The sequence below is a fragment of the Chryseobacterium proteolyticum genome (assembly GCF_046591535.1).
GTDB lineage: Bacteria > Bacteroidota > Bacteroidia > Flavobacteriales > Weeksellaceae > Chryseobacterium > Chryseobacterium proteolyticum.
Map to the genome: position 1 here is coordinate 323,435 of NZ_JBJLWK010000003.1, position 25,025 is coordinate 348,459.

The 25,025-nt window shown below is 35.9% G+C and carries 26 protein-coding genes and 1 pseudogene; 21 read left to right on the forward strand and 6 right to left on the reverse strand.

Annotated elements, in window-relative coordinates; all coding sequences use genetic code 11:
• Positions 1 to 44 precede the first annotated feature (44 nt).
• Positions 45 to 635, reverse strand: a complete 591-nt coding sequence (locus ACJ5H0_RS12365; protein ID WP_172281718.1) for a thymidine kinase — start codon at positions 633 to 635, stop codon at positions 45 to 47.
• Between the two features lie 61 nt (positions 636 to 696).
• Here ACJ5H0_RS12365 and ACJ5H0_RS12370 point away from each other — a divergent pair, with 61 nt between their 5' ends.
• The 4 genes from ACJ5H0_RS12370 (at position 697) to fabG (ending at position 5,168) form a co-directional block, all read left to right on the forward strand.
• The gene (locus tag ACJ5H0_RS12370; RefSeq protein ID WP_411249779.1) at positions 697 to 2,100 is read left to right on the forward strand and encodes a ring-infected erythrocyte surface antigen domain-containing protein; all 1,404 of its coding nucleotides are present in this window, start codon (positions 697 to 699) and stop codon (positions 2,098 to 2,100) included.
• Positions 2,101 to 2,108: 8 nt separating this feature from the next.
• Positions 2,109 to 2,783 (forward strand): 16S rRNA (cytidine(1402)-2'-O)-methyltransferase, encoded by a 675-nt coding sequence (gene rsmI, locus ACJ5H0_RS12375; RefSeq protein WP_411249780.1) that lies wholly within the window; start codon positions 2,109 to 2,111, stop codon positions 2,781 to 2,783.
• Positions 2,784 to 4,256 (forward strand): WG repeat-containing protein, encoded by a 1,473-nt coding sequence (locus ACJ5H0_RS12380; protein WP_411249781.1) that lies wholly within the window; start codon positions 2,784 to 2,786, stop codon positions 4,254 to 4,256.
• A gap of 168 nt (positions 4,257 to 4,424) precedes the next feature.
• Entirely contained in the window at positions 4,425 to 5,168 is a 744-nt protein-coding gene (gene fabG / locus ACJ5H0_RS12385; RefSeq protein ID WP_273650261.1) for a 3-oxoacyl-[acyl-carrier-protein] reductase, read from the forward strand.
• Positions 5,169 to 5,220: 52 nt separating this feature from the next.
• On the opposite strand, the pseudogene ACJ5H0_RS12390 reads toward fabG, so the two are convergent.
• A pseudogene (locus ACJ5H0_RS12390) lies at positions 5,221 to 6,262 on the reverse strand (GMP reductase).
• Positions 6,263 to 6,321: 59 nt separating this feature from the next.
• Here ACJ5H0_RS12390 and ACJ5H0_RS12395 point away from each other — a divergent pair.
• Genes ACJ5H0_RS12395 through ACJ5H0_RS12405 form a run of 3 tightly spaced genes read left to right on the forward strand, consistent with a single transcriptional unit; the run spans position 6,322 to position 8,729 of the window.
• The gene (locus tag ACJ5H0_RS12395) at positions 6,322 to 7,077 is read left to right on the forward strand and encodes a prolipoprotein diacylglyceryl transferase (RefSeq protein ID WP_411249782.1); all 756 of its coding nucleotides are present in this window, start codon (positions 6,322 to 6,324) and stop codon (positions 7,075 to 7,077) included.
• A gap of 2 nt (positions 7,078 to 7,079) precedes the next feature.
• Positions 7,080 to 7,316, forward strand: a complete 237-nt coding sequence (locus ACJ5H0_RS12400) for a hypothetical protein (protein WP_273650264.1) — start codon at positions 7,080 to 7,082, stop codon at positions 7,314 to 7,316.
• Positions 7,317 to 7,325: 9 nt separating this feature from the next.
• Entirely contained in the window at positions 7,326 to 8,729 is a 1,404-nt protein-coding gene (locus ACJ5H0_RS12405; RefSeq protein ID WP_411249783.1) for a radical SAM protein, read from the forward strand.
• A 65-nt stretch (positions 8,730 to 8,794) separates the two neighbouring features.
• Here the strand turns inward: ACJ5H0_RS12405 and ACJ5H0_RS12410 are convergent, their stop codons facing one another.
• Positions 8,795 to 9,457, reverse strand: a complete 663-nt coding sequence (locus ACJ5H0_RS12410) for a GNAT family N-acetyltransferase (RefSeq protein WP_411249784.1) — start codon at positions 9,455 to 9,457, stop codon at positions 8,795 to 8,797.
• Positions 9,457 to 10,227: a 5'/3'-nucleotidase SurE gene (gene surE, locus ACJ5H0_RS12415; protein WP_411249785.1), complete on the reverse strand. Its 771-nt coding sequence runs from the start codon at positions 10,225 to 10,227 to the stop codon at positions 9,457 to 9,459. The genes ACJ5H0_RS12410 and surE overlap by 1 nt, the downstream gene beginning before the upstream one ends.
• Before the next feature lie 146 nt (positions 10,228 to 10,373).
• On the opposite strand from surE, the gene ACJ5H0_RS12420 reads away from it, so the two are divergent.
• Positions 10,374 to 12,503 (forward strand): carboxy terminal-processing peptidase, encoded by a 2,130-nt coding sequence (locus tag ACJ5H0_RS12420; RefSeq protein WP_345991147.1) that lies wholly within the window; start codon positions 10,374 to 10,376, stop codon positions 12,501 to 12,503.
• A gap of 158 nt (positions 12,504 to 12,661) precedes the next feature.
• Here the strand turns inward: ACJ5H0_RS12420 and ACJ5H0_RS12425 are convergent, their stop codons facing one another.
• Complete coding sequence (locus tag ACJ5H0_RS12425; protein ID WP_172281741.1) at positions 12,662 to 13,165, reverse strand: superoxide dismutase family protein; 504 nt, start codon at positions 13,163 to 13,165, stop codon at positions 12,662 to 12,664.
• A gap of 150 nt (positions 13,166 to 13,315) precedes the next feature.
• On the opposite strand from ACJ5H0_RS12425, the gene ACJ5H0_RS12430 reads away from it, so the two are divergent.
• From ACJ5H0_RS12430 to ACJ5H0_RS12475, 10 genes are all read left to right on the forward strand, one after another.
• Positions 13,316 to 13,543, forward strand: a complete 228-nt coding sequence (locus ACJ5H0_RS12430) for an AraC family transcriptional regulator (RefSeq protein WP_411249786.1) — start codon at positions 13,316 to 13,318, stop codon at positions 13,541 to 13,543.
• Positions 13,476 to 14,219 carry an AraC family transcriptional regulator gene (locus ACJ5H0_RS12435; protein ID WP_411249787.1) on the forward strand — a complete coding sequence of 248 codons (744 nt, stop codon included), beginning with the start codon at positions 13,476 to 13,478 and terminating at the stop codon, positions 14,217 to 14,219. The genes ACJ5H0_RS12430 and ACJ5H0_RS12435 overlap by 68 nt, the downstream gene beginning before the upstream one ends.
• A gap of 94 nt (positions 14,220 to 14,313) precedes the next feature.
• Complete coding sequence (locus tag ACJ5H0_RS12440; RefSeq protein ID WP_411249788.1) at positions 14,314 to 16,557, forward strand: TonB-dependent receptor; 2,244 nt, start codon at positions 14,314 to 14,316, stop codon at positions 16,555 to 16,557.
• Positions 16,558 to 16,637: 80 nt separating this feature from the next.
• On the forward strand, positions 16,638 to 17,288 hold the full coding sequence (locus ACJ5H0_RS12445) for a hypothetical protein (protein WP_172281749.1): 651 nt from the start codon (positions 16,638 to 16,640) through the stop codon (positions 17,286 to 17,288).
• A 140-nt stretch (positions 17,289 to 17,428) separates the two neighbouring features.
• On the forward strand, positions 17,429 to 18,760 hold the full coding sequence (locus ACJ5H0_RS12450) for a 2TM domain-containing protein (protein WP_411249789.1): 1,332 nt from the start codon (positions 17,429 to 17,431) through the stop codon (positions 18,758 to 18,760).
• The gene (locus ACJ5H0_RS12455; RefSeq protein WP_172281753.1) at positions 18,747 to 19,052 is read left to right on the forward strand and encodes a 2TM domain-containing protein; all 306 of its coding nucleotides are present in this window, start codon (positions 18,747 to 18,749) and stop codon (positions 19,050 to 19,052) included. Before ACJ5H0_RS12450 ends, ACJ5H0_RS12455 begins: the two co-directional genes overlap by 14 nt.
• A 55-nt stretch (positions 19,053 to 19,107) precedes the next feature.
• Positions 19,108 to 19,671: a methyltransferase family protein gene (locus ACJ5H0_RS12460; protein WP_411249790.1), complete on the forward strand. Its 564-nt coding sequence runs from the start codon at positions 19,108 to 19,110 to the stop codon at positions 19,669 to 19,671.
• 234 nt (positions 19,672 to 19,905) lie between these two features.
• Entirely contained in the window at positions 19,906 to 20,205 is a 300-nt protein-coding gene (locus ACJ5H0_RS12465; RefSeq protein WP_411249791.1) for a 2TM domain-containing protein, read from the forward strand.
• Positions 20,189 to 20,485 carry a 2TM domain-containing protein gene (locus tag ACJ5H0_RS12470; protein WP_411249792.1) on the forward strand — a complete coding sequence of 99 codons (297 nt, stop codon included), beginning with the start codon at positions 20,189 to 20,191 and terminating at the stop codon, positions 20,483 to 20,485. The genes ACJ5H0_RS12465 and ACJ5H0_RS12470 overlap by 17 nt, the downstream gene beginning before the upstream one ends.
• A gap of 63 nt (positions 20,486 to 20,548) precedes the next feature.
• Positions 20,549 to 21,292: a LytR/AlgR family response regulator transcription factor gene (locus tag ACJ5H0_RS12475; RefSeq protein ID WP_411249793.1), complete on the forward strand. Its 744-nt coding sequence runs from the start codon at positions 20,549 to 20,551 to the stop codon at positions 21,290 to 21,292.
• 445 nt (positions 21,293 to 21,737) lie between these two features.
• Here ACJ5H0_RS12475 and mnmA read toward each other — a convergent pair whose 3' ends face one another.
• Complete coding sequence (gene mnmA / locus ACJ5H0_RS12480; protein WP_411249794.1) at positions 21,738 to 22,925, reverse strand: tRNA 2-thiouridine(34) synthase MnmA; 1,188 nt, start codon at positions 22,923 to 22,925, stop codon at positions 21,738 to 21,740.
• A 200-nt stretch (positions 22,926 to 23,125) separates the two neighbouring features.
• On the opposite strand from mnmA, the gene ACJ5H0_RS12485 reads away from it, so the two are divergent.
• The 3 genes from ACJ5H0_RS12485 to ACJ5H0_RS12495 all read left to right on the forward strand — a co-directional run bounded on the left by ACJ5H0_RS12485 (position 23,126) and on the right by ACJ5H0_RS12495 (position 24,973).
• A complete protein-coding gene (locus tag ACJ5H0_RS12485) occupies positions 23,126 to 23,656 on the forward strand; it encodes a hypothetical protein (RefSeq protein ID WP_172281767.1) in 531 nt (176 codons plus the stop codon).
• Between the two features lie 56 nt (positions 23,657 to 23,712).
• Entirely contained in the window at positions 23,713 to 24,294 is a 582-nt protein-coding gene (locus ACJ5H0_RS12490) for a Crp/Fnr family transcriptional regulator (RefSeq protein WP_172281769.1), read from the forward strand.
• A 232-nt stretch (positions 24,295 to 24,526) separates the two neighbouring features.
• Positions 24,527 to 24,973 (forward strand): hypothetical protein, encoded by a 447-nt coding sequence (locus ACJ5H0_RS12495; RefSeq protein WP_411249795.1) that lies wholly within the window; start codon positions 24,527 to 24,529, stop codon positions 24,971 to 24,973.
• Positions 24,974 to 25,025: the final 52 nt, after the last annotated feature.

The following is a 25,025-nucleotide window of genomic DNA, read 5'->3' on the forward strand; positions in this document are numbered from 1 at the left end:
TTACAACTTTGTATTTTCAGCGTTTCCGCCAATATATATTTTAATTATTTCTTCTTTTTTAACAGGACTTCATCAATAAAGACTCTTCTGCTTACCGCTTCGTAACTTTCCGTTTCTCCGAGCTCTACCAGATTATCTCCCTGAGATGTTCTCATCGAGTAATTGGCAAGATTTCCTGTTCTTTTGCAAATAGCATGAACTTTGGTTACATATTCCGCAGTTGCCATAAGATTAGGCATCGGCCCAAACGGACGTCCTAAAAAGTCCATATCCAATCCTGCAATAACAACTCTTATACCGCTATTTGCCAATTCATTGGCAATTTCAACAATGCTTTCATCAAAAAATTGTGCTTCATCAATTCCCACCACATCACAATTAGAACCCAATAAGAGAATTTCGTTTGGGTTTTCTACTGCTGTACTCCGAATTTTATTCTTATTATGTGAGACCACATCTTCTTCAGAATATCTCGTATCCGTTTTCGGTTTAAAAATTTCCACATTTTGCCCTGCCATTTCTGCTCTTCTCAGCCTTCTGATCAACTCTTCGGTTTTTCCGGAAAACATTGAGCCACAAATAACTTCCATCCAACCGCTTTGTTTGGAGTGATTAATTGTATTTTCTAAAAACATTTGTTAAATTAGCCGTAATATTTTAACATCAAAAGTACGCAATTTTTAACAAGAATCTTATATGCAGAATATCCAAGATTTAAAGGAAAAAATTTTTTTCGAATCCAAGAATATCATCGATATACTGGAAAAAATAAATAACGTGGATGAATTACTTTCCAAGCAGGATCTTGTGGATGAACTTGCTAATAGGATTTCTTTTTTAAGAATGGTAGAGAAAAATATTGAATATTTTATCCCCCATACTTCATTACAGAGTTCGGAAAGTCCAAACCATACTTCTTCTGTGCAGAAAGAATTTGAAAATCAGGATTCAAATCACGAAGTGACGGAAGAGGAAGCGATTTTCAATAACGAGCTGAATGAAATTGATGAAAATGAAGGGATGGAATATGATGATGATGAACAGGCGGATGAAAACGGGACTGAGCAGGAGGAAATATTCAATAATCAATTGACAGAAATAGTTGAAAATGAATACCATGAAAATATGGTGCATTTTGCTGAAGAAAAAGCTGCTGATCTTAAAGCGGAAGAATCGTTTGATGATCCGATAGAGGAAGAAGTAATTTTTACCAACCAGCTGAATGAGATTAATGAATTTGAAAATGAGCCTTCTGATTATCAGGAATCTAGTAATAACTCCTTTGATGAAGAAGAAAATATTCAGAATAGCATAGAAAACGATGAAGCTACAGACAGGGCAAAAGCTTTCATAAATGATACCAGCAATTTTTCTGAGGTGAATGAAAAAATCCCTAGTATTTTTGATACAGAGGTTTTGGAAGATGATGAAATTCTAATAGAAGAGGTTGATTCACAGTTTATTTCTTCTAATATTTCAATAGAGCAGGGAGAAATGGCAATGGAAACGTCTAATGTTGAAAATATTGTTACAGAGATTAAAAGCGATGCTCAGACCGAAGAAAAGAGGGAAGAACAAACAGCTTCAGAGGAAAATAACAAGAGAAAAATCGTTGATATAGATCATGGGCAGCATGAATCTGAAAAGGAAAGACATCCTTCTGACGAAAGTTTTGAAAATCTGGATGCCTATAATCAGGAGAAGAAAATCAAGCTTGCTAATATCAAGGGACTTAAATCCATTCAATCACTGTTTGATGATGACCCGTTAGAGAGGGAAATTTCGAAGGAAAAGACTGAAACAAACATCAAAGAAGACAGTGGAAGTTTGCTTAAAACGAATATTCCAACGAATTTTATGGAGGCTGAGAAGTCAAAGCCTGAATTCAAATTGGATCTCAATGACAGAATTGCATTTTCAAAAGTGCTTTTTGACGGAAGCCAGTCCGAGCTTAATGAGGTAATTTCCGAATTGAACAGCTTCAGAACACTGGAAGAAGCAAAAGAGTATTTAAGTGATTTGTATTACTCCAAAAACTGGAGAAAAGTAGATGAATATGCCCAGAGGTTATGGGTACTGGTGGAAAATAAATTTTTATAATTCTAATTTTGAGCGGAACCCTATATTTTGTTCCTACGCCTGTAGGAAATTTGGAAGATATGACCTTCAGAGCAGTAAATGTACTGAAAGAAGTGGATTACATTTTATGTGAAGATACAAGAACATCCGGTGTTCTTTTAAAACATTTTGAGATTTCTAAACCTTTAAAATCTTATCACCTGCATAATGAACATCAGGCAACAGAAAAGGTAATTGCAGACCTTAAAAGTGGCCAGAATGTAGCCATAATTACTGATGCCGGTACACCCGGAATTTCTGATCCCGGATATTTACTGGGAAAAGCAGGAGCTGATCATCATATTGAAATGATCTGTCTACCTGGTGCTACAGCGTTTGTTCCTGCTCTTGTGGTATCAGGACTCCCGAATAATGAATTTTTATTTGCCGGTTTTCTTCCCCAGAAAAAGGGCAGACAAACGAAGCTGAAGCAACTTGCTGAAGAGAAAAAGACAATCGTTTTATATGAGAGTCCTCATAAAATAAACACAACACTGGAACAGATCAAAGATTTCTTCGGTGAACATACAAAAGTAAGCCTGAGCCGGGAGATCTCCAAGAAATTTGAAGAGACTAAAAGAGGAACTATCAATGAATTAATTGAATTTTCCAAAAGTAAAACTTTAAAAGGAGAAATTGTTCTTATCGTGAATAATTCTATTTAATTGAAAAAGCTATTTTTTATACTACTTTCATCGGCTTGTATCGCGCAGCAAACCGATCAATATAAACAGATCTTATTATCAAAACAATTGGGTAAAGAAGTACGCCTTTACTCAAAAGGCTATGGAATAATTTCTGAAGCAGGAAAATCAGGCATTATAGATTCCCTTGGAACTGTTACAGCCGCTTTCCCATATAAAAATGAGATCTCCAGGTTAGCCAGGGAAAGGTTTATATTAAAGGTTAAAGAAGGTTCTTCCAATGGAAAAATGGCTTTAATTGATACCAAAGGAAACCAGCTGATCCCCCTGGATAATTTTAAATTCAGAACTTGGGAGAACAAAGAAAGGCTTATTTATTCTAAAGGCGGAAAGGACTGTCTTTATGATTACAACGGAAAACAGATCATCCCTTTTTCTGATAAAATTGAGTTTGCCAACGAAAAGAGACTTTTTGTAAAAAGAGGAAAGGTATGGAAGATTTATGATTTCGATGGTCGCCTGGTTTCTGACAGGGAATTTGATGAAAATCTGCATTTTTACAAAGGAAGGGTTTATGTCATTACAGGATTCAGAAAAGGAGAGGTGATTGATGAGAATGGTAAGACAATCAGCTCTATTTCGGATCATTATATTGATGGAATTGTTTCTTACCCTTTTATGGTGACCAAAAATATCCCCAAAGATAAATATGGAATTATAGATGCCCAGGAAAATGTTCTTGCGGAAGAAATTTATGACCAGGCTTTTGTAGGAACTGAATACATTTACCTTAAAAAGGATGATAAAGTAAGCATCTTTTCTAAAAAAGAGAAAAAAGTATACGCAACGGATTTTGAATATGTGAATCATTTATTCGGAGGTTTATTCAGGACTGTTCCTGAACATAAAAATCCTAAAGTTGCGGTAATTATGACTAATGGTGAAATCGTACTGCCACAAGAGTATGATGATGTGGATGCCTTGAAAATTGCGGGAGAACATTTTATGTATCTCCGGAAAAACAATACCGAAACACTTTTGGATAAAAATTTAAAAAATGTTTTGGAGGAGGGGTATGATATAGAAAAAATATTTGCCAATTATCTGATTGTTAAGAAAGATAATAAATTTTATAGATTTTCACCCAAAGACAAGCAGTATAAAGAATTAACAGATGTTGTTTCCATAAAACCTTTTGAAATTTTACCTGGATTGATCTACAAAAATAAAGAAGATAAATACGGAATGCTTGATGAAACCGGAAAAGAGGTAATTCCTGCCATCTACGACGATATGGTCACTTTTCTTTCTGCCAAAGAGATGGTTGTAAAAAAGAATGGTAAATTCGGTGTTACCAATCATAAGAATGAACCTCTTAAAGAGGTTGTATATGATAGCTATTCTTCTGATAGAAAAGGATTAAAACTTATCAAAGGAAAGAATTCCGAATATTTGTATTTTACTCATTCAGAGGATAAAACTGCTTGGGATTAATTGCATACTAACCAAAAAGAACGGGAAATATTGAAGTAATTTGCAATTAATAATGCGTTGAATAACAAATTATAATATCTTTGCGGCTGTTTATTTACAAAAATAAATATCTTAAATTAGCCGTCAATCAACAGGTTAGAAAACAGAAAGAAAATAATTGTCATAGATATGAAACTATTAGAAGGAAAGGTAGCGCTAATTACGGGAGCTACAAGAGGGATCGGAAAAGGAATTGCTGAAGTTTTTGCTCAACACGGAGCAAAAGTAGCATTTACTTATGCCGGTTCTGTAGACAAAGCAAAAGAATTGGAAGCAACTTTAAGTTCTGTAACTCAGATCAAAGGGTATCAATCAGACGCATCGGATTATGATGCTGCTCAAAAATTAGTGGACGATGTAATGGCTGATTTTGGTAACATCGATATTTTGGTCAACAATGCTGGGATCACCAGAGATAATTTATTGCTGAGAATGTCTAAAGACGATTGGGATACCATTATCAAAGTAAACCTTGATTCTGTATTCAACCTTACAAAGGCGGTTATTAAGCCTATGATGAAAGCAAAAGCAGGATCTATTATCAATATGACTTCGGTAGTAGGAGTGAAAGGAAACGGAGGACAATCCAATTATGCTGCTTCAAAGGCAGGAGTGATTGGCTTTACAAAGTCTATTGCTTTGGAATTAGGTTCAAGAAATATCCGTTGCAATGCTATTGCTCCCGGATTTATCGAAACTGAAATGACGGCTTCGTTAGATGAGAAAACCCTGAAAGCATGGAGAGACGGAATTCCAATGAAAAGAGGAGGACAACCTCAGGATGTTGCTAATGCATGTGTATTTTTGGGAAGCGAAATGTCAACTTATATCACAGGACAAACCTTACATGTTGACGGAGGAATGCTGACATAGAAAAAACTTAATTAGAAATATAAAGCCGGATCAACGATCCGGCTTTTTTGTTTTAATCTTTAAATATCTGATTTTCCTGTTCCTGAACCCTAATGAAAGTGGTTCTTTTGGAAAGTTCTTTAAGTTTGGAAGCACCCACATAAGTACATGTGGAGCGAACACCCCCTAAAATATCTTTTACCGTATCTGAAACGGGTCCCTTATAAGCTACTTTTACCGTCTTACCTTCTGAAGCCCGGTATTCAGCAACACCACCGGAATGCTTATCCATTGCTGTTTTTGAGCTCATCCCGTAAAAAAGCCGGTATTTCTTTCCATTTTCTTCAATCATCTCACCACCACTTTCATCGTGACCGGCAAACATACCTCCCAACATAACGAAATCCGCACCGCCACCAAATGCTTTGGCAACATCTCCCGGTACTTTACATCCTCCATCTGCAATAATATGGCCGCCTAATCCATGAGCTGCATCAGAACACTCAATAATCGCTGAAAGCTGAGGATATCCTACTCCTGTTTTTACACGGGTAGTACATACCGAACCAGGTCCGATTCCCACTTTAATGATATCTGCACCTACTAAAAGAAGTTCTTCAACCATTTCACCCGTAACCACATTACCGGCCATGATGATTTTATCCGGGAAATTGGCCCTTGCCTGCTTTACAAAGCTTACGAAATGTTCAGAGTAACCATTGGCTACATCGATGCATAGAAACTCGATTTTTGGGTGCCTTTCGAGGATTTGTTTTAGTTTCTCCTCGTCATTCTTACCTGTTCCGGTACTCAGAGCTATATATTGATGAATACTTTCCGGCTGGTTATGCAGGAATTCATCCCATTCCTGTATGGAATAATGTTTATGCACAGCCGTAATAATTTTATCTTTTGCCAATTCAACAGCCATTTCAAAAGTACCTACAGTGTCCATATTTGCTGCAATGATAGGTGTTCCTTTCCACTTTTTTTTTTGTATGGCGAAATGTGAATTCCCTTTCCAAATCAACCTCGGACCTTGATTTTAAAGTAGATCTTTTCGGGCGGAACATTACATCCTTGAACCCTAACTTTATGTCATATTCTATACGCATTGTGATTATTTAGAATATTAAAATTAGCAAATAATATTAAATATAGTATTTTTGAAAGCATGGATTTTCCTGTTACTTTTCAAATCTTTGGTAAAACAATGCTGGCGCATCCTCTTTTTGAAGCGTTGGGAATGTTCATGGGAATGCGTTATTACTTTTACCTAAAAAGAAAATCCCCGGAAAAGTTATCCTTCAATGTTTCAGCGGCGATTCTCATCGGTGCTACTGCAGGAGCTTTGATCGGGTCAAAATTGATCGGGAATCTTGAAAATCCTTACAAGCTTTTTAATGACTTCAGCTTTAAAAATATATGGTCGAATAATACGATTGTCGGAGGACTTGCCTTTGGATTGATAGGAGTGGAGCTCGCTAAGAAAATTGTGGGGCATAAGGAAAGTACGGGAGATCTGATTGTGTATCCTCTATTACTTGCCATCATCATTGGTAGGATAGGATGTTTTCTTACCGGAATCTATGAAGAAACATATGGTCTTCCTACAGGTTCTGTTTTTGGAATGCATCTGGGGGATGGGTATTTGCGACATCCCGTAGCGCTTTACGAGATCGCTTTCTTAATCAGCCTCTGGGTTGTTTTAAGGATTAAGCAAAGTACTGGGGAATATCCTTCCGGATATATTTTCCAGCTTTTTATGCTGAATTATTTCACATTCAGATTTTTCCTGGATTTTATTAAGCCGAGGGTTGAGCTGGTTGGAAACCTGGGAACAATTCAGATTGTGTGCATACTTGTAATTATTTATTACATTTTTAAAATCAAGCAGACAAAAAGTGTAAATTCACATCAAAATATTTGAAAATGATACCATTAACTTTTTTGGAAGGGGGCAATTATGCCGGTGTCTTTATAATGGTCATTGCGATCATTATTTTTGGAGCCTTATTTGTTTCTTTTATTGCCACTTTATTTGTAAAAATCATTTATGAATTAAAAGATGGAAGGAAATTTTCGAAAAAACAATTCATACAGACCATGGTTATCTGTTTGTTGATCTGTGGACTGATCAGCGGATATATTTGTGGTGGAGGACTTTAAAATTACATTATGCCGGTAAGAAATTATACCTATTACGATTATACGATAAGCCTTTGCCCCGAATGCCTTAAAAGAGTGGGAGCTAAGGTTATTATAGAGGATGAAGCCGTTTTCATGACTAAACGGTGTCCTGATCACGGGTTTTTCAAAACAAAAATTGCCTCGGATGTTCAGTACTATAAAAACATCCGAAACTATAATAAAGCTTCGGAGATGCCTTTGCATTTTGGTACGGATGTAGAATATGGTTGTCCTTATGACTGCGGACTCTGTGTGGATCATGAACAGCACAGCTGTCTTTCTATCGTAGAAGTTACAGACCGTTGTAATCTTACTTGCCCCACATGCTACGCAATGTCATCACCCCATTACGGAAGCCACCGGAGCCTGGAAGAAATCGAAGCGATGTTTGATATCATTGTAAAAAATGAAGGAGAGCCGGATGTTGTACAGATCAGTGGAGGAGAGCCAACCATTCATCCTGAGTTTTTTAAGATCATGGATATTGCAAAGACAAAGCCGATCAAGCATTTAATGTTAAATACCAATGGAGTAAGGATAGCGAATGATCCTGGTTTTGCTGAAAAATTAGCGACATATGCTCCCGAGTTTGAGGTTTATCTTCAGTTTGATTCCTTTAAACCGGAGGTTTTAATGGATTTCAGAGGGAAAGATCTTACTGATGTCAGAATGAAGGCTCTTGAAAAGCTGAATGAATTAAATCTTTCCACGACATTAGTTATCGTACTCCAAAAGGACAAAAATATTGATGAAATAGGAAAGATCATTGATTTTGCCTTAAAACAGAAATGTGTGCGGGGAATTACATTTCAGCCCGTTGAGATAGCAGGGAGGAACAGAGAAGACTCTGCTTATGAAAAAATTACGTTAACAGAAGTAAGACAAGAGATCCTGAATCAGTTTCCGTTGCTTAATTCAGATGATATCATTCCGGTTCCCTGTAATCCGGATGCCTTGGCAATGGGATATATTTTAAAGCTGGAGGGTGAAATTATTCCTTTAACCCGATATATCAATCCGGCTGATTTACTGAATAATGAATCCAGAAACACGATTGTCTATGAACAGGATGCCGGGCTTCATATGCAGCTTTTGGATATTTTCAGTACAGGAATTTCCGTAGATAAAGTAAAACCTAAAGTGAACCAGTTACTCTGCTGTCTTCCTGAAGTTTCAGCTCCTGATCTTGATTATGATAATCTCTTTAGGATCATTATTATGAACTTTATGGATGCCCATGATTTTGATGTTCGTGCGGTTAAAAAATCCTGCGTGCACATCGTTAATAAAGACCTGAAATTAATCCCTTTTGAAACCATGAATCTTTTCTACCGTGATGGAAAAAAAGAATACCTTGAAGAACTGAGAAAAGAGGATAAAGTACTTTTTTGAGAATCTGACTTGTTATATACACTTTGATTAAACAAAATCAGCAAGAAATAAAAAGGGGTGAAAAACTATCGTTTAACACCCCATAAATTGATCTTTCCCCTGTGACCGAATCCTAGCTTATCGTAAAGCTTTTTGGCTCCCATGTTGCTTTCCGCTACATGGAGAAACGGGGTTTTGTTATCATCAAATATTTTTCCTGAAACAAAAGCAACAAGTTGTTTTGCATAGCCTTTTCCCAGGTAATCCGTATCGGTAATCACGGCACTTACTTCAGTCATATCGTCCATCTGCATTCTTTCACCCGTTACGGCAACCAGTTTTTCATCTTTAAAAATTCCAAAATAGCGGCCAAGTTCCGGTGTTCTCTTTTTAAAATAATAAGGATAAAATTTCAGGATAAAATCGTTAAGTTCCTTCTGATTTTCCTCTGTAATAAGGACAATATCTTCTGTAAAGTCGATTTCTATTTTATTTTCCAAAACATACTGATCACAGACAAGCTGAGATAATGCAGTTGCAAAGTTAACTGTGGGTTTAGCGCCAAAAACAAGAAAATCATCACAGATTTTTGCATATTCTGCAATATCTTCTTCTTTTCCTATGTCTGATGCGCCCCCAAAAGCAGCAATCTCAGGATTGTAAAATTTAGAATTTCCAAAGTTTAAGCAAAACTTTTTATGGTATTCATTAAGTGAATGATAAACAGGATTGTCTAGCTTACCGTACATTAGTCAAAATTCATTACCTCTTCCAGGGTTTTCATATATTCGTAGGCTGTTAAATCAAACTTTACGGGAACAATGGAAATATATCCGTTAGCCAAAGCTGTTTCGTCAGCATCCTCAGACTCGTCCATATTGTTGAAATATCCTGTCAGCCAATAGTATTTTTTTCCGTGCGGATTGACCCTTTCGTCAAAGCTTTCTTCCCATTTCGCATGTGCCTGTTTACATACTTTAATCCCTTTTATTTCTTGAGCCGGAAGTTTTGGAATGTTTACATTCAGAACGATCCCTCGTGGCATTGGGTTTTCCAAGGTTCTTCTTACAATATTCTGAATGAACTCTTTAGCCTGCGTAAAGTCTGCTTCCCAGCTAAAGTCGAGCAGCGAAAATCCGATAGCAGGAATTCCTTCTACACCTGCTTCTACGGCAGCAGACATGGTCCCTGAATAAATAACATTAATTGATGAATTAGCCCCATGATTGATGCCGGAAACCACGATATCAGGTCTTCTTTTCAATATTTTGTCAAGGGCCATTTTTACACAGTCAACAGGGGTGCCACTACAGGAAAAATCCTGCTGCGGGCCATCAAGGTTTACTTCTTCATAACTTAAGGTAGAATTGATCGTAATTGCATGTCCTTTACCACTTTGTGGAGAATTGGGAGCTACTACGATTACTTCGCCTATTTCATTCATAAAATTGACTAGATTTCTGATACCAGGTGCTGTAATTCCATCATCATTAGTAACCAGAATAAGAGGTCTTTCCATAAAAAAATTTTATTTTAACAAAAATACTTAAAACTATCCGATATTTGTAAATAAGGTATTAAATTTGATAGTTTGTAACAGTAATTTAAATGTTACTACTAATTTATATATTTTAGAAAAAAATTAATAAAATACATTAAAGATTTATGTGGAAAAATTTTAAACTTAATAAATTTTTACTCCTAATTCCATTGACAAGTCTAATGTTTTGTTTCAACTCGCCTAAGAATGACGATGAAAAGATGCAGACGATAATGGTGAGCGTGAAAAATACACTTTCTTATTTGCACTACAGCCCAAAACCTATTAATGATGCCTACTCAAAAGATGTTTATAAGCATTATTTTGAATTGGTAGATCCTGCAAAAAGATATTTTCTTCAGTCGGATATGGATGAATTCAGTAAACACGAAACAAAGCTGGATGATTATCTGAACCTTGGAGACCTTACTTTCTATAAATTAACTATCGACAGATTATACCAAAGAGTGGATGAAATTGACCAGATTACCCAGGACATTTTCAGCAAGCCGATTAATCTTGAAGAAGATGAAACCCTTACACTGGAACCAAAACTTAAAAAGGTACCCGCGAATAAGCAGGAGCAGTATAACGAATGGAGAAAATTCATCAAATACAATATCCTTCAGGAAATTGAGTCGATGAACAGTAAGGAGCAGGCTCAGAAAGAGAAAAAAGATTCTGTACAAAAATATAATCTGAAAGATACCATCAAGCTTCAGATCCTTACTCCTGACCAGAAAAGGATAAAAGCAACAGATGAAGTTAAAGATCTTGTAAAAGAAACTTTTACAAGGTTCAAGAAAAGAAAGAAAATGGATTGGTTTACAGTATACATGAATGCTTATACTGAAGTTTTTGATCCGCATACCAACTATTATTCTCCAAAAGACAAAGAAGACTTCGATACTCAGTTTGCAGGAAAAGTGATTGGTATTGGGGCGATTATCCAGGAGAAAAAAGGGAATCTTTATCTGGGGGCTTTAACCATAGGAGCTCCGGCCTGGAAATCCAAGCAGCTTTCAGAAGGAGATAAGATCCTGAAAGTAAAATCCAAGCCAAAAGAAGATGCCGTAAATGTAGTGGGAATGCTTTCTGACGAAGCGGTAAGACTGATCAGAGGGGAAAAAGGAACTCCAGTAACTCTTACAGTACAGAAAAAAGACGGAACCATTAAAGAAGTTACGATGATCCGTGAGGAAGTAGCGATTGAAGATACATTCGCAAGAAGTATTGTGGTTAATGCTCCTAATGGAAAAAAATATGGTTTTATCAATCTGCCGAGCTTCAATGCTGATTTCGAAGATGCGAAGGGAAGAAACGCTTCAGATGATATTAAAAATGAAATCGTTAAACTAAAGGCTCAGAACATTGAAGGAATTGTTTTAGACCTGAGAAATAATGGAGGAGGTTCATTAACGGAAGTTGGTGATATCATGGGATTATTTATGAATGCAGGGCCTTACGTTCAGGTAAAAGATGGGAACGGTAAAATTCAGACGTTAAAAAACAAGAATGAAACTCCGATCTGGACAGGACCTTTGGTGATTATGCAAAATGAGCTTTCTGCCTCGGCTTCAGAAATTTTGGCCGGAGTAATGCAGGATTACGGAAGAGCAATGATTATTGGTTCTCCTCAATCTTTTGGTAAAGGAACAGTTCAGACATTCGTAGACCTAAACAGATTCTTAAATACTGAAGATGATTTCGGATCACTGAAATTAACGATTCAGAAATTTTACAGAATTACGGGAGAATCTACTCAAAGAAAAGGAATTGTATCCGATATCCAGATGAAGGACTTCTTTACTTATGCTGAAATTGGAGAAAGATATGATGATTTTGCGCTGGCTTGGGACAAAATTCCTGGAACGCAATTCCAAAAGTTAAATTATTTTGATATCAAAGCATTAGAGAAGGCTAGTAACGATAGAATGGCTAAAAACTCAAACTATCAGTTGTTATTGGAATCTGCTCAATGGAGAGAGAAGCTGGATAAAGAGGAAACTATTACCCTTAATATTACGAAGTTTAATGAAGTCATGAAGCAGAGAAAAGCTCAGATTGAAAAATTCAAAGCACTCACTAAATTTGTAAACGGGTTACAATTCACCATGTATCCAAACGAGATCGAAAGAGAGAAAAAAGATGAAGCATTTAAGAAGAAATCTGAAATGTGGATCAAAAATCTTAAAAAAGATACCTACCTTCAGGAAGCAATGAACATTATTGCAGATATGAATGTAAAATCATAAAAAATAACCAGGCTCTCAGAGCCTGGTTATTTTTTATAAACCTTTCAATGAATTTCCATAAATAAATTGGTAAAAATACAAACGGAAATCTAATGGTTTCCGTTTGTATTTAATAAGCCGTACGGCTTATTTGTGTTGTAATAATCAAGCTTTACATCTTACTTGATCTCCACACATCCTACACGTCCACCGGCATTTCCGGTTGGTTGGGTATGGAAATCATCCTTGTCTGCATGGATGATCAGACCTTTTCCAATAATATTCTTGGATTCATCAGTACATCCTAAACACCATTTGTTGGTTTTAAACGTAAGTGTTGCTGTTCCGCTCTGATCCGCTACAAGGTTACCAATGTCTCCCATATGGAAGTGTTCAGCTCCCCACTTTCCATGATCATCTTTCGCAGGATTCCAGTGTCCGCCTGTAGAAGTTCCGTCAGCAGCTGAACAATCTCCTTTTTCATGGATGTGTACAGCGTGGATTCCCGGTGTTAAATTCGTTACATCAAGTTTCATGATAACTTCATCACCTTTCTGCGTAAACTTGGCTGTACCTCCTGTCTGTGTTCCGCTTTTTGCGTTAACCATATAGGTATTTGTTGTTCCACAAGAAACAGCAAATAAAGCCAGTCCTGTTAATAATACAAATTTTTGTAGCTTCATTTTGAAATGATTTTAAGTGATTTTTTATAATTACCTAAATTTAGACATAATTTTTTAAAACACTTTATGATTCCGGTCTGTTTTCGGAAATCCCGCAATAAAAGACAAGTCTCATGTGTATAATCTCGGTATTTTTGTAGAAAACAACCATTGGAAGCGTATAAAAAAAGGATCGTAAAGATCATCCGGTATATAGAAGATCACCTTGATTCTGAACTCAGTCTTGAAAAAGTAGCAGAACTGGGAGCGTATTCTCCTTTTCATTTTCACAGGGTTTTTAAGCTTATTACAGGGGAGACGCTTCAAAGCTATGTCATCAGAAAAAAAAACAGAAAAAAGCGCATTGTATCTTGCGGTAAAAAGGGAATTGGGCATTAAGGATATTTATATGGATCTTGGCTTTTCTAACCATTCGGCTTTCTATAAAACATTCAGGAAATATTACGGAAAATCACCATCCGAATTTCGAAGGTCAGTCCCGGAAAATTTTCACAAGATTTTACCTATAGAGAGCAAGAACGGACAAATTGATACAATTTTTCACCAGTACATTAGCAATGTAGAAAACCTGCTAAACTGGAGAAAAATGAATATAGAAATTAAAGTAACCACCCTTAAAGAAATGCACCTGGCTTCAGTCATGAGCATTGGGATCAAAAACGTTGAACCTTCTTATGACATTCTTATAGAATGGGCCAGGCGAAAACATCTGTTTCCTAGAGATGATGTAAAAATGATATCGGTATATCATGATAGTTTTAAAGTGACACCTCCGGATAAGGTAAGGATCCACGCAGGAATGCTATTGGATGATAAGCTAAAAGAACAGGATGGAGAAGTTTTCCCGGAAACCATTGAAGCGGGAAGGTTCATTGTAGGCAGCGGAGAGTTTACATTAGATGATTTTGAACAATGCTGGGTATCCCTTTTTATGTGGATGAATGAAAACCATTATACTTTTAGGAAATCTTACCCATTCGAAGTGTATCATTCGAATTTCAGGGAGCATCCGGAAGGAAAGATGCATGTTGATTTTTGCATTCCGATACACTAATTTCCCACTCAGTATACAATCTATACCTTTCAGTCATATTTTTTTTCACTGAAAGGTATTTTCTGTCCTATTTTTGATCCGAAAATTAACAACAATGAAAACCCGACAGCAAAGATTATTATTTCTCATCACCCTTTTATCATTTTGTCTGAGCTATGCCCAGGTAAAAATTACAGGAAGGGTAACGTTTAGAAATAAAGGGATTGGTGAAATAAATGTGACCCTAAAAGGGACTTATGATGGGGCAACTACAGATTCTAACGGAAAATTTTCTTTTGAAACATCAGAAAAAGGAAATCATACACTTTCTTTTACCCATCCGAAATATAATGATATTGAAAAACAGATTGTTATTGAGAATCAGGATATCTCTGTGGATGCAGAACTGAAAGAGCAGATCAATGAAATCGATGCAGTAGTAATCTCAGCAGGAGCGATAGAAGCAAGTGATAGGAAAAGAGCAACAGCATTATTGACACCAATTGATATCTACACAACGGCAGGAGCGGATGGCCAGATCTCCTCTGCATTAACCTACCTTCCGGGAGTGCAAAAAGTAGGGGAATCCGAGGGTTTATTTATCAGGGGAGGTACCGGAACGGAATCCAGGATTTTTATGGATGGAAGCCTTATCAATAACTATTTCTCTAGTTCGGTACCAGGTATTGCAGGAAGAGATCGTTTCAATACGTCTCTTTTTAAAGGGAATGTGTTTTCAAGTGGGGGATATTCAGCTTTGTACGGACAGGCTCTTTCCGGAGCTTTAATGTTGGAAAGTGTAGATCTTCCAGATCAGAGCTCTTATGATTTCGGGATTTCACCCATCTTCCTGAATGCAGGTTTCCAAAAACTGAGTGGAGATAAGAATCATTCTTATGGTGCTACTCTGGGATATTCTCTTTTGAGCCTGATGCAAAAAGTTCTGAATTTCAATACAGATTTTATAGATGCTCCCCAGGGATTTAACGGAGATGCAAATTTCAGGATAAAAACAAAATCAGGCGGATTTTTAAAGTATTACGGAATGTATGACACGAATAAAATGGGGGTAAGAACAGAAAGTCTTGAACCGGGATCTGATTATGCATTGGTAAGAATAAATGGAAAAAATACCTACCATAACCTGTCTTTTAAACAAAAATTTGGAAAATATCTTCTGAATACCGGCGCTTCTTATTCTTATAACAGGTCCGACCTCAATTTTTCTGGAGAGACCAATACTATAGAAACTGATAAAACGCAGCTATTGACAGATGGTAATTATATTAATTTTAAAGCAGTTCTGGAAAGAAAAATTAATAAAATAAGCGCTGTTCGGGGTGGATTTGAATTGAATAATACTGACGAAAAGCTGAAATTTGAAGAAGTCAATAAACATTATCAGGATCTTATTTCTTCTGTATTTGCAGAAACAGATCTGGGATTCAGTAATGAGTTTTCAGCTAAAATAGGAATAAGGGCAGAAAATTCTTCTTTTCTAAATAAAAGTAATATTGCTCCGCGTTTTGCCTTAGCTTATCGCCTGGCAAAGAACTGGACCACCTCATTTGCTTATGGCCTTTTTTACCAGAATCCTGAAAGTAAATACATTAACGGACCTGCACATCTTGATTTTCAAAAATCGCAACATTATATTCTACAGGTTCAAAGAGCATCAGAAGGCAGAAGTTTAAGGTTTGAAGCTTTTTATAAAAAATATGACCAGCTTATAAAAGTGAGAAACATTGCCAATATTGAGAATCAGAATCAACCGGTCCAGACTGCGATTAATAATGAAGGATTCGGATATGCAAAAGGGTTAGAGCTCTTCTGGAGGGATAAAAAAACATTTGAAAATATTGACTACTGGATCAGCTATTCTTTTCTGGACTCGAAAAGGGATTTTATGAATTATCCGGTAAGCTTAAAGCCCAACTTTGCATCAGAACATACCCTTTCAGTAGTGGGTAAAAGATTCATTCCGGAGTGGAAATTAGGGGTCAATCTTTCTTACACCTATGCCAAAGGACGCCCTTATTATGATATTGCCACAAAAGATATCAATGGAAATGTGGTTAATTTTACCAGAAATGAGGGAAGGTTGAAAGATTATAATGCTTTAAATTTAAGTTTTAATTATCTTCCGAATCTGGGTAAAAAAGATGCTAAAGCATTTACTGTTTTTGTATTAAGTATTTCCAATGTGCTCGGAACCAAGAATATGTATGGATACAATTTTTCACAGGACGGATCCAGAAGTTCAGCTATTGTCCCACCAATTAATACCTTTGTTTTTGTAGGGGCATTTATAAGCTTTGGAGTAGACAAAACACAGGATGCCATCAATAATAACTTATAATAAATAACGAAAGGGATCATCCTACTGATGAAATACATACCTTTCGGTACATAAAACGAACCCTAAAAAATTAAGAAACAATGAAAAAGTATTTATTAAGTTTTGCTTTAGTTTGCATGAGCCTAACTGCTTTTGCTCAGTCTGATTACGAAAAAATAATGTCTGAAAAGATCGCAAAGATCGAAACCTGCAAAACACCAGAAGATTTCCAGGCATTAGCGAATGATTTCCAAAGGATAGAAAGTAAGGAAAGCGGGAAATGGCTACCAAGCTATTATGCTGCTTTTTCTTATATCCAGAAGGGTAGGGTAATGATGAGAGAAGGAAAAACCCAGGATCTGGATGAGGTGGCCAACCAGGCAGAAAAGCATCTTGCGAACGCACAGAATCTTGCGGGCGCCGATAATGCTGAGATTCATTTATTAAGAAAAATGGCTTATTCTTTAAGAATGATGGTCAATCCCCAGCAAAGGTATATGACAGACGGAATGAAGGCAGCTGAAGAACTTCAAATCGCTGAAAAGCTAGATCCGGGCAATCCCAGAATAGCTCTGATAAAAGCGGAAGATACTTATTTCACTCCGGAACAATACGGAGGAAGTAAAACAAAAGGCCTCGAAATGTTCAAGAAATCATTGGAGCAGTACAATGCCTATAAGCCAAAATCTTCCATGGATCCTAACTGGGGAAGAGGAGAGGCAGAATATTTTATAAGCCAGCCCGTAAAATAACAGCCTATAAAAAGAAAATAAAGTCTTCCCGATTCAGGAAGACTTTATTTTTGCCTTTCAGTAAAGGAAATTGACGGTTCAGTGAAAAATAATTTTTGGTACATTTATTATCCGCTAATTTTGAACCAAGAAATAAACTCATGAAACGCAAAAACCTTATTGTTCTGCTTTGGGTAACCATAGCAACGGCATTATTCTTCTTCCTGTTTTTTACAAAGGAGAAGACCATTGACAATCTAATGCTTTCCTTTCTTATTTCTGGTCTTTATTCTTTTGTGCTGGGGATGGGAAACGGCATGCTTAATGATTATTTAAATAAAAAGGTTCCATGGTCTGAAGCTACCACCAAAAGAGCCGTTATAAGCGTTATTTCGATCCTTATAGCCAATATTATTCTCGTCTATATTTGCAATTACATCAATTTTGTTCTTTTCCAGAAAGATGCAACGTCAGAAGAGTTCTTTTCTGGGAAATATAATTTCATCAACTGGTTCATGGTGAATATTGCTCTTCTTATCTCAGCTTTTCTTCATGCCAGGGGTTTCATGGAAGAGCTCAAAAAAACTTCTAAAAAAGAAGTGGTAGAACAGAAATTGATTGCAAAATCTGCCAATGCACAGTTTGAAACCCTTAAAAATCAGCTCGATCCTCATTTTCTTTTTAATTCATTAAATGTACTAAGTGCCCTGATTGATGAAAATCCAAAACAGGCACAAAAGTTTACAGCTTCTATGTCAAAGATTTACCGCTATGTACTGGAGCAAAAAGATAAGGAACTTGTTACTGTGGAAGATGAAATAGAATTTGCAAAAACATACTGCGAATTGCTGAAAACAAGGTTTGAGGACAGTGTAGATTTTATTTTTGATGTCCGGAAAGAAGATTACAGGAGGTATGTCGTTCCGCTTTCTCTTCAATTGCTTCTTGAAAACTGTATCAAGCATAATTTTGCAACCTCTTCAAAACCATTGATCATAAAAGTTTTTTCGGAGAATGATACACTTTGTATTGAAAATAATCTGCAGGTTCGGGAACAGATTAAAGAAAGTGCCGGAATTGGACTTGCCAATATTGTACAAAGGTACTCACTGCTGACCAAAAGAAATGTTTTTATTGAGAAATCGGATGATTATTTTAAAGTGAAACTTCCGGTTCTATCAGATAAACCGAACGTTGTCAGTATTAAACCTGAAGATGAAGATAAGGCCTATAAAAAAGCTCAGAAAAGAGTAAAAGAGATCAAAGGATTCTATGCCAATCTTATTTCATACTGCCTTGTTATTTCCTTTTTAATCTTTATCAATCTTTATACTCAGAGCCGTTATCATTGGTTTTGGTGGCCACTCCTGGGTTGGGGATTTGGTGTTGCCTCTCATGCCTTCCAGGTATTCGGCATTGGAGAATCCTGGCAGGAAAAGAAAATTCAGGAAATTATGGATAAACAAAAAAACAAAAACAATGGAAACGTTTGATGAAAATGATATTCGGTATCAGCAGGCTAAAAAACAGGTAGAGAGACTAAGAGGATTTTATGCTCATTTATTCTCTTACATTGGTGTAAATATTATAATTGCTTATTTCAATTATTCCAACCTGGACCCGGGAGAAAGCTATTTCCAGTTTAAAAACTTCTTTACAGCGATATTCTGGGGAGTAGGACTTATCGCTCATGCACTTTCTGTTTTTCTGCCAAGAATGGACTTTGCTAAAAAATGGGAAGAGAAGAAGATCAGGGAGCTGATGAACAAGGATAAAAAATTGTAAAATCGCTAAAAGCGAATCGTCATTTTGCTACTTTTAAGAATAAAAACAATAACAAATGAATCTACAAATCTTATTTTACGCTTCTATGGCAGTCTGGTTTCTTAGTGAAATCATCTATAAACAAAAATTGAAATCAGCAGATAAGGATCAGAAAAAAGATCAATCCACTCTCAGTATTCTTTGGATAGTTATCATCTTTTCAATCGGAAGTGCTGTTATGGTGTCTCATATATCTGATTTTGTGATTACAGATTCAGTCTGGATTGTATATACCGGCCAGGCCCTCATTATCATTGGAATTGTATGCCGGTATCTTATCATCAGGTCTTTAGGTAAATATTTTACTGTAGATGTGACAATACGGGAAGATCATAAAATTAAAAAAGACGGGCTTTATCATTATGTGAGACATCCCTCCTATACTTTTGCATTGTTAACTTTCCTGGGACTAGGCTTATATCTAAATAACTGGATTTCCTTTGCCCTGGCGTTTATTCCTCCATGTATAGCATTTAGTTACAGGATTAAAATAGAGGAACAGGTGCTCATTGGACAGTTTGGTGATGATTATATACAATACAGGAAAGCAACAAAAAAGCTTATTCCATTTATTTATTAATAATAAAAATACGGAATGATAAAATGCTGAATAAAATAAAGTTTGCTGCTTGGAAGACTTTAGTTAAGGAAAAGACTGATAAGTAATCCAGATAAAAAAAATCCCGATTTCAATTGAGTCGGGATTTTTGCTACTCAGAAGGGATATTCGACGACTCAGTAAGATATAGTTGATTTGAAGGTGGTTTTCGTGATACATTTGATTCAAGAAAATAAATAATCAAAATTCAATAGTATGGAAACATTATCATTCGATAAGGAAAATCTGACTTATAAAAAAGCAGTAAGACGGGTAAAAGAATTAAAGGCATTCTATGGGAATCTGACTTCCTATTGTTTAGTAATCCCATTTTTATTTGTTTTAAACCTTTTAACATCACCTGACCACTTGTGGTTCTATTGGCCGATGCTTGGATGGGGAATAGGTATTATTGTTCATGCCATAAACGTCTTTGGAATAGGGAAAGAATGGGAGGAGAGAAAAATAAAAGGATTAATGGAAACAGACAAAAGAAATCATGGAAAAGTACTTTAATAAAAATACAATGGAATATAGCCAGGCCTACGAACGCGTCAAAAGATTGAAGAGTTTTTATAAAAGCCTTGCATGGTATTGCGTTATCGCAGGGATTTTGTTTTTCAATGATTATTTTGAGCACGGAACAATTGATTTTTCTCCTTTTCATGGATCGATCCTTTTGCTTATTTGGGGAATAATATTAGCTATGAAAGCAGTCAGGCTATTTATTTTTGACTCCGAATGGGAACAAAGAATCTTAGACAAGCAACTTCATAAGGGTAAGCCGAAAATATAGTTCAAAACCGGATTCTTTTATCTACTTTTAATGCTGTAATTTGAAAAACTAAAACCGTTATTTATGATCAAAACTGTCATCATTGAAGATGAAAAACCAGCTTCAAGAAAATTAGAGCGGATGTTGAGTATATTTCCTGATATACAGGTAATTGCAAAAATAGAATCGGTAGAAGAAGGTGTTTCTTGGTTTTCTGAAAATGAACATCCGCAACTGATCTTTTCAGACATTGTTTTAGGAGATGGATTGTCTTTTGATATTTTTGAAAAAGTTCCATCAAAAGGATTTATCATCTATACGACGGCTTTTGATCAATATACTCTCAAAGCCTTTAAACTGAACAGTATTGATTACTTATTAAAACCAATTCTGGAAGAAGACCTGGCAGGAGCTGTAGATAAATTTAAATCTTTTCTTCCTTCCGGTAACCCGGTTAGTTCTGAAGAAATTAAACAGCTGATAAAAAAGGACAAATCCACCCTTTCCAGAATTTTGGTGAAAATAGGATATAACCTGAAAATTATTCAGACCAGCGAGGTAAGTTGTTTTTTCAGTGAAAATAAGATTGTTTACCTCCAGACACGGGAAAGAACATACCCTTCAGATTTTACACTCGATGAACTGGAAGAGACATTGGATGAGAAAAAATTCTTCCGTGTGAACAGGCAATTTATCGTTAACTCTGATTATATCAGAAATATTCATACTTCTCCAAATTATAAGGTTGATCTGGAATTCCAGCCGGGAGAGGAAATTACGGTAAGCCGGGACCGTGTGAAAGATTTTAAAGAGTGGCTGGTAGGCTAAAATAAAGATTTTGGTATTCAGTTATCAATATTAACTATTTGTAATCTATTAGGTTAGAATTAGTGTCTTCAAGTTGTTTGATAATAAGAGCACATACTTCGCCACTAATTGGAAAGCTATTTGAGGCAGGTTGAAATTTCTTCTTTGAAGAATTTTGAATAGAGCAATAAGCTCTTATATTAAAAACTAATACATGTACTTATAAAATGCAATTCATGGAATTTTTATTCTGGATTCTTAAGTTCTTCGTTGATATTTTTTATCCTTAAAATACAACGTTAATTTTAAATAAAGGCAATGATTTATAATGGATTATATTAAATCAATTAAACAATTTTCTGAATACTCATTTCCTCAAACAAAAGATAAACCCGAAACAAAGTGCTCCGGGTTTATTATATATTATTTAGTCTTAATTTTTGGTGAGTATACTGAAAATTTTATATTATGCAATAACTCCGCTTCCTATCAATTCATCCTCCATATACCATGATGCAAACTGTCCTTCAGCAATTGCAGACTGCGGATTTTCAAATTCTATATAAAAAGCATCTTCAAACTGGTATAGCGTAGCCTTTTGAAGAGGCTGTCTGTATCGGAACCTGGCCATTACTTCCATGGATTCACCATTGGAAAGTCTTAGGTCCTCTCTCACCCAATGAAGTTCAGGATTATTTATTTTTAAAGCTTTTTTATGCAGTCCTGGGAAGCTATGACCTTCTCCTACGAAAATAATATTGTTTTCGATGTCTCTGGACACGATAAAACAGCTTTCTTTATGTCCGCCTATACCAAGCCCCTTACTTTGGCCGATCGTGAAAAATTGAGCACCCTGGTGCTTTCCGATTACTTTTCCGTCGGATTTTTTATAACTGATCTTTTGTGATAAATATTGAAGTTCTTCTTCCTTTGAGGAAAATGAAGGCTTTTCGTTCGAAAATAAAGGAGAATCGCTGAAAATTTCTACAATTTCACCTTCTTTTGGCTTGAGTTGCTGCTGTAAAAACTGAGGAAGACTTACTTTTCCTATAAAACATAGTCCCTGAGAGTCCTTTTTATCCGCTGTTACCAGCCCGATTTCTTTTGCGATTTCCCTAACTTCGGGTTTTGTAAGTTCACCAATAGGAAACAAAGCCTTAGATAATTGATCCTGACTCAGCTGACAAAGGAAATAGGATTGGTCCTTGTTGTTATCTTTACCTGCCAGTAAATGAAAAATTTCCTTTCCGTTTTCATCAAAAGTTGAGGTTACCCTGGCATAATGTCCTGTCGCAACTTTATCCGCGCCCAAAGACATTGCTGTTTTCATAAAAACATCAAATTTAACCTCTCTGTTGCATAGTACGTCAGGATTCGGGGTTCTCCCTTTTTCATATTCTGCAAACATGTAATCGACGATACGTTCCTTATAAAGATCACTCATATCAATAACCTGGAATGGTATTCCAAGCTTCTGAGCTACCATTAACGCGTCATTACTGTCCTCTATCCAGGGACATTCATCTTCTAATGTTACGGAAGCATCATTCCAGTTCCTCATAAACAAAGCCACTACTTCATGCCCTTGCTGTTGCAGCAAATAGGCTGTAACGCTAGAATCTACACCTCCGGAGAGGCCTACTACTATTTTCATTATATTTCAATTTTACGAAACTCTTAACGGGAGTTCTTAGTTTGATCCGGCAAAAATACAACTAAAAAGATTCGCAAAAAAACCATAATTTTAAGCATTGATAAAAACGATGGTAATATAAAATCCCGGAATTTTAAAGGATTATGAGTTCGCAGGAAAGCAATTGCATATTATCTTTATTAATAATTAAATATCAGAGTATGAAAAAAATAATTATTCCATTGATGCTGATGTGCTCAATATCAATATTTTCCCAGGTCACAGTGGGAGCTCCCTCAATGACTGAAAACAACAGATGGACTTTCGGAGGCGGGATCGGTTTAGGTTTTGGAAGCAACAGCGCATTTTCTCTTCAGGCAGCTCCGAGGGTAGGATACCGGTTAACCGATGATCTTGAAGCGGGAGTATTGGGAAGTGTTTCCTGGCAGACATCAGACTATTATAGATCAACGATGTTCGGGGTTGGTCCTTTTGTGAATTACTATTTCGCAAGATCCTTTTATGTAGGGGCGAATCTTCAACATTATTTTATAAATTATCATGATAAATTTTATGATTATAAAGATAACCGGGAAGAAACGGCACTATATCTGGGAGGAGGATATATGCAAAGAATAGGAGGGAATTCCTTTATGCAGCTAGGATTGATGTACAATGTTTTATGGAAAGAGAATTCAAGTGTTTTTTCAAGTGGATTGGTTCCGAACATTGGATTCGTTGTAGGATTGTAGTTTTATTGCGGTGTTTTAATCAATATCAAAAAATGGATTGTTAAAATATTACAGGAATGAAGGTCGAAAATTTTTCAACTAATGGTTTGATAAGTTTCATTAAAAATACTTATCCTGTATCAGATTTTACTGCCAATCTTATTGCCGACAATTTTGAACCTGTAATTTTACCGAAACATCAGCTTACCTTAAGAGAAGGAAGCATTAATTCTGATTATATTTTTCTCGAGACAGGCTACATGCGTTCATATGTGTTGGATATTGATGGAAATGAGGTAACAACGAATATATTCAAGCCTAATGAAATGGTTTTTGAAGTAGAATCTTATTTTCAAAGAAAACCGTCAAATGAAAATATTGAAACAATTACAAGATGTATTGTCTGGATTGGAAAATACGAAAAATGCCAACGACTTTTTCATACCTTACCAGAGTTTAGAGAATTTGGAAGAGCTATTTTGGTGAAAGGATTTACGGAGCTTAAACAACGTACCGTTTCCATGATTAAAGAAAAATCCGAAAGGAGATATGAAAATTTATTATTAGAATCGCCAGATATTTTCCGGAATGTTCCTTTAAAATTTATTGCATCTTATCTTGGAATTACAAATACTTCTTTAAGCCGGTTGAGAAAATAATATAAAAAATTGCCAATTGGTAATTTTTTTATAAAGTATGAAGCTGAAATTTGCATAATAAATGATACATTATGCAAACAGAAAACATTCAACAGACGGGCTTGGAAAAGCGTATCGCGCTTATTCTGATCTTTTTGGGAGCAGGAAGTTTTTTTATTAGGTTTTTTTTAATATTTTCAGCCTTATTCCGCGCCTGCTTTTTGGCGTCTTAATTGCTTCAATACTTTTGGTCTTGATTATTATTTATCAGTCCAAACCTTCTTTTAGAACTTTCTCCGACTCTATTCCTTTAAAGGGGATTGCTCTTTTTCATGTTTGGAGAATTTTTGCCGGCTGGATTTTTATTTCATATACTGGAAGACTGTCAGAAGCGTTTATTAATAATGCGGCTTATGGAGATATTATTTCAGGAATCCTTGCTGCCGCCGTTTTTGTTTTCGGACGTACGAAGCTAAGCTATTATATTTTCAATATTATTGGCTCGCTAGATTTTATTATTGCTGTAGGAACGGGGGTTTTTCTTACCATTACAGGAAATAATGAAATGGTTCCGATTATTCAGTTACCGTTAATCATGATTCCACTATTTGGAGTTCCTCTTTCCGGCTTTACCCATTTTATTTCTTTAAAGCATCTTTTTAAAATGAAGGATAAAAAGCTTTCAGATATTATTGAATGACAGCTAATAAAATTTAAAATAATAAAAAAGCACGGAAAATACTTCCGTGCTT

Excerpts from the sequence above, each read along its gene's own strand:
- ACJ5H0_RS12365 (WP_172281718.1), bottom strand. The coding sequence starts at position 635 with ATGTTTTTAGAAAATACAATTAATCACTCCAAACAAAGCGGTTGGATG.
- ACJ5H0_RS12370 (WP_411249779.1), top strand. The coding sequence starts at position 697 with ATGCAGAATATCCAAGATTTAAAGGAAAAAATTTTTTTCGAATCCAAG.
- fabG (WP_273650261.1), top strand. The coding sequence starts at position 4,425 with ATGAAACTATTAGAAGGAAAGGTAGCGCTAATTACGGGAGCTACAAGA.
- ACJ5H0_RS12395 (WP_411249782.1), top strand. The coding sequence starts at position 6,322 with ATGGATTTTCCTGTTACTTTTCAAATCTTTGGTAAAACAATGCTGGCG.
- ACJ5H0_RS12400 (WP_273650264.1), top strand. The coding sequence starts at position 7,080 with ATGATACCATTAACTTTTTTGGAAGGGGGCAATTATGCCGGTGTCTTT.
- ACJ5H0_RS12405 (WP_411249783.1), top strand. The coding sequence starts at position 7,326 with ATGCCGGTAAGAAATTATACCTATTACGATTATACGATAAGCCTTTGC.
- ACJ5H0_RS12410 (WP_411249784.1), bottom strand. The coding sequence starts at position 9,457 with ATGTACGGTAAGCTAGACAATCCTGTTTATCATTCACTTAATGAATAC.
- surE (WP_411249785.1), bottom strand. The coding sequence starts at position 10,227 with ATGGAAAGACCTCTTATTCTGGTTACTAATGATGATGGAATTACAGCA.
- ACJ5H0_RS12420 (WP_345991147.1), top strand. The coding sequence starts at position 10,374 with ATGTGGAAAAATTTTAAACTTAATAAATTTTTACTCCTAATTCCATTG.
- ACJ5H0_RS12425 (WP_172281741.1), bottom strand. The coding sequence starts at position 13,165 with ATGAAGCTACAAAAATTTGTATTATTAACAGGACTGGCTTTATTTGCT.
- ACJ5H0_RS12435 (WP_411249787.1), top strand. The coding sequence starts at position 13,476 with ATGTCATCAGAAAAAAAAACAGAAAAAAGCGCATTGTATCTTGCGGTA.
- ACJ5H0_RS12440 (WP_411249788.1), top strand. The coding sequence starts at position 14,314 with ATGAAAACCCGACAGCAAAGATTATTATTTCTCATCACCCTTTTATCA.
- ACJ5H0_RS12445 (WP_172281749.1), top strand. The coding sequence starts at position 16,638 with ATGAAAAAGTATTTATTAAGTTTTGCTTTAGTTTGCATGAGCCTAACT.
- ACJ5H0_RS12450 (WP_411249789.1), top strand. The coding sequence starts at position 17,429 with ATGAAACGCAAAAACCTTATTGTTCTGCTTTGGGTAACCATAGCAACG.
- ACJ5H0_RS12455 (WP_172281753.1), top strand. The coding sequence starts at position 18,747 with ATGGAAACGTTTGATGAAAATGATATTCGGTATCAGCAGGCTAAAAAA.
- ACJ5H0_RS12460 (WP_411249790.1), top strand. The coding sequence starts at position 19,108 with ATGAATCTACAAATCTTATTTTACGCTTCTATGGCAGTCTGGTTTCTT.
- ACJ5H0_RS12465 (WP_411249791.1), top strand. The coding sequence starts at position 19,906 with ATGGAAACATTATCATTCGATAAGGAAAATCTGACTTATAAAAAAGCA.
- ACJ5H0_RS12470 (WP_411249792.1), top strand. The coding sequence starts at position 20,189 with ATGGAAAAGTACTTTAATAAAAATACAATGGAATATAGCCAGGCCTAC.
- ACJ5H0_RS12475 (WP_411249793.1), top strand. The coding sequence starts at position 20,549 with ATGATCAAAACTGTCATCATTGAAGATGAAAAACCAGCTTCAAGAAAA.
- mnmA (WP_411249794.1), bottom strand. The coding sequence starts at position 22,925 with ATGAAAATAGTAGTAGGCCTCTCCGGAGGTGTAGATTCTAGCGTTACA.
- ACJ5H0_RS12485 (WP_172281767.1), top strand. The coding sequence starts at position 23,126 with ATGAAAAAAATAATTATTCCATTGATGCTGATGTGCTCAATATCAATA.
- ACJ5H0_RS12490 (WP_172281769.1), top strand. The coding sequence starts at position 23,713 with ATGAAGGTCGAAAATTTTTCAACTAATGGTTTGATAAGTTTCATTAAA.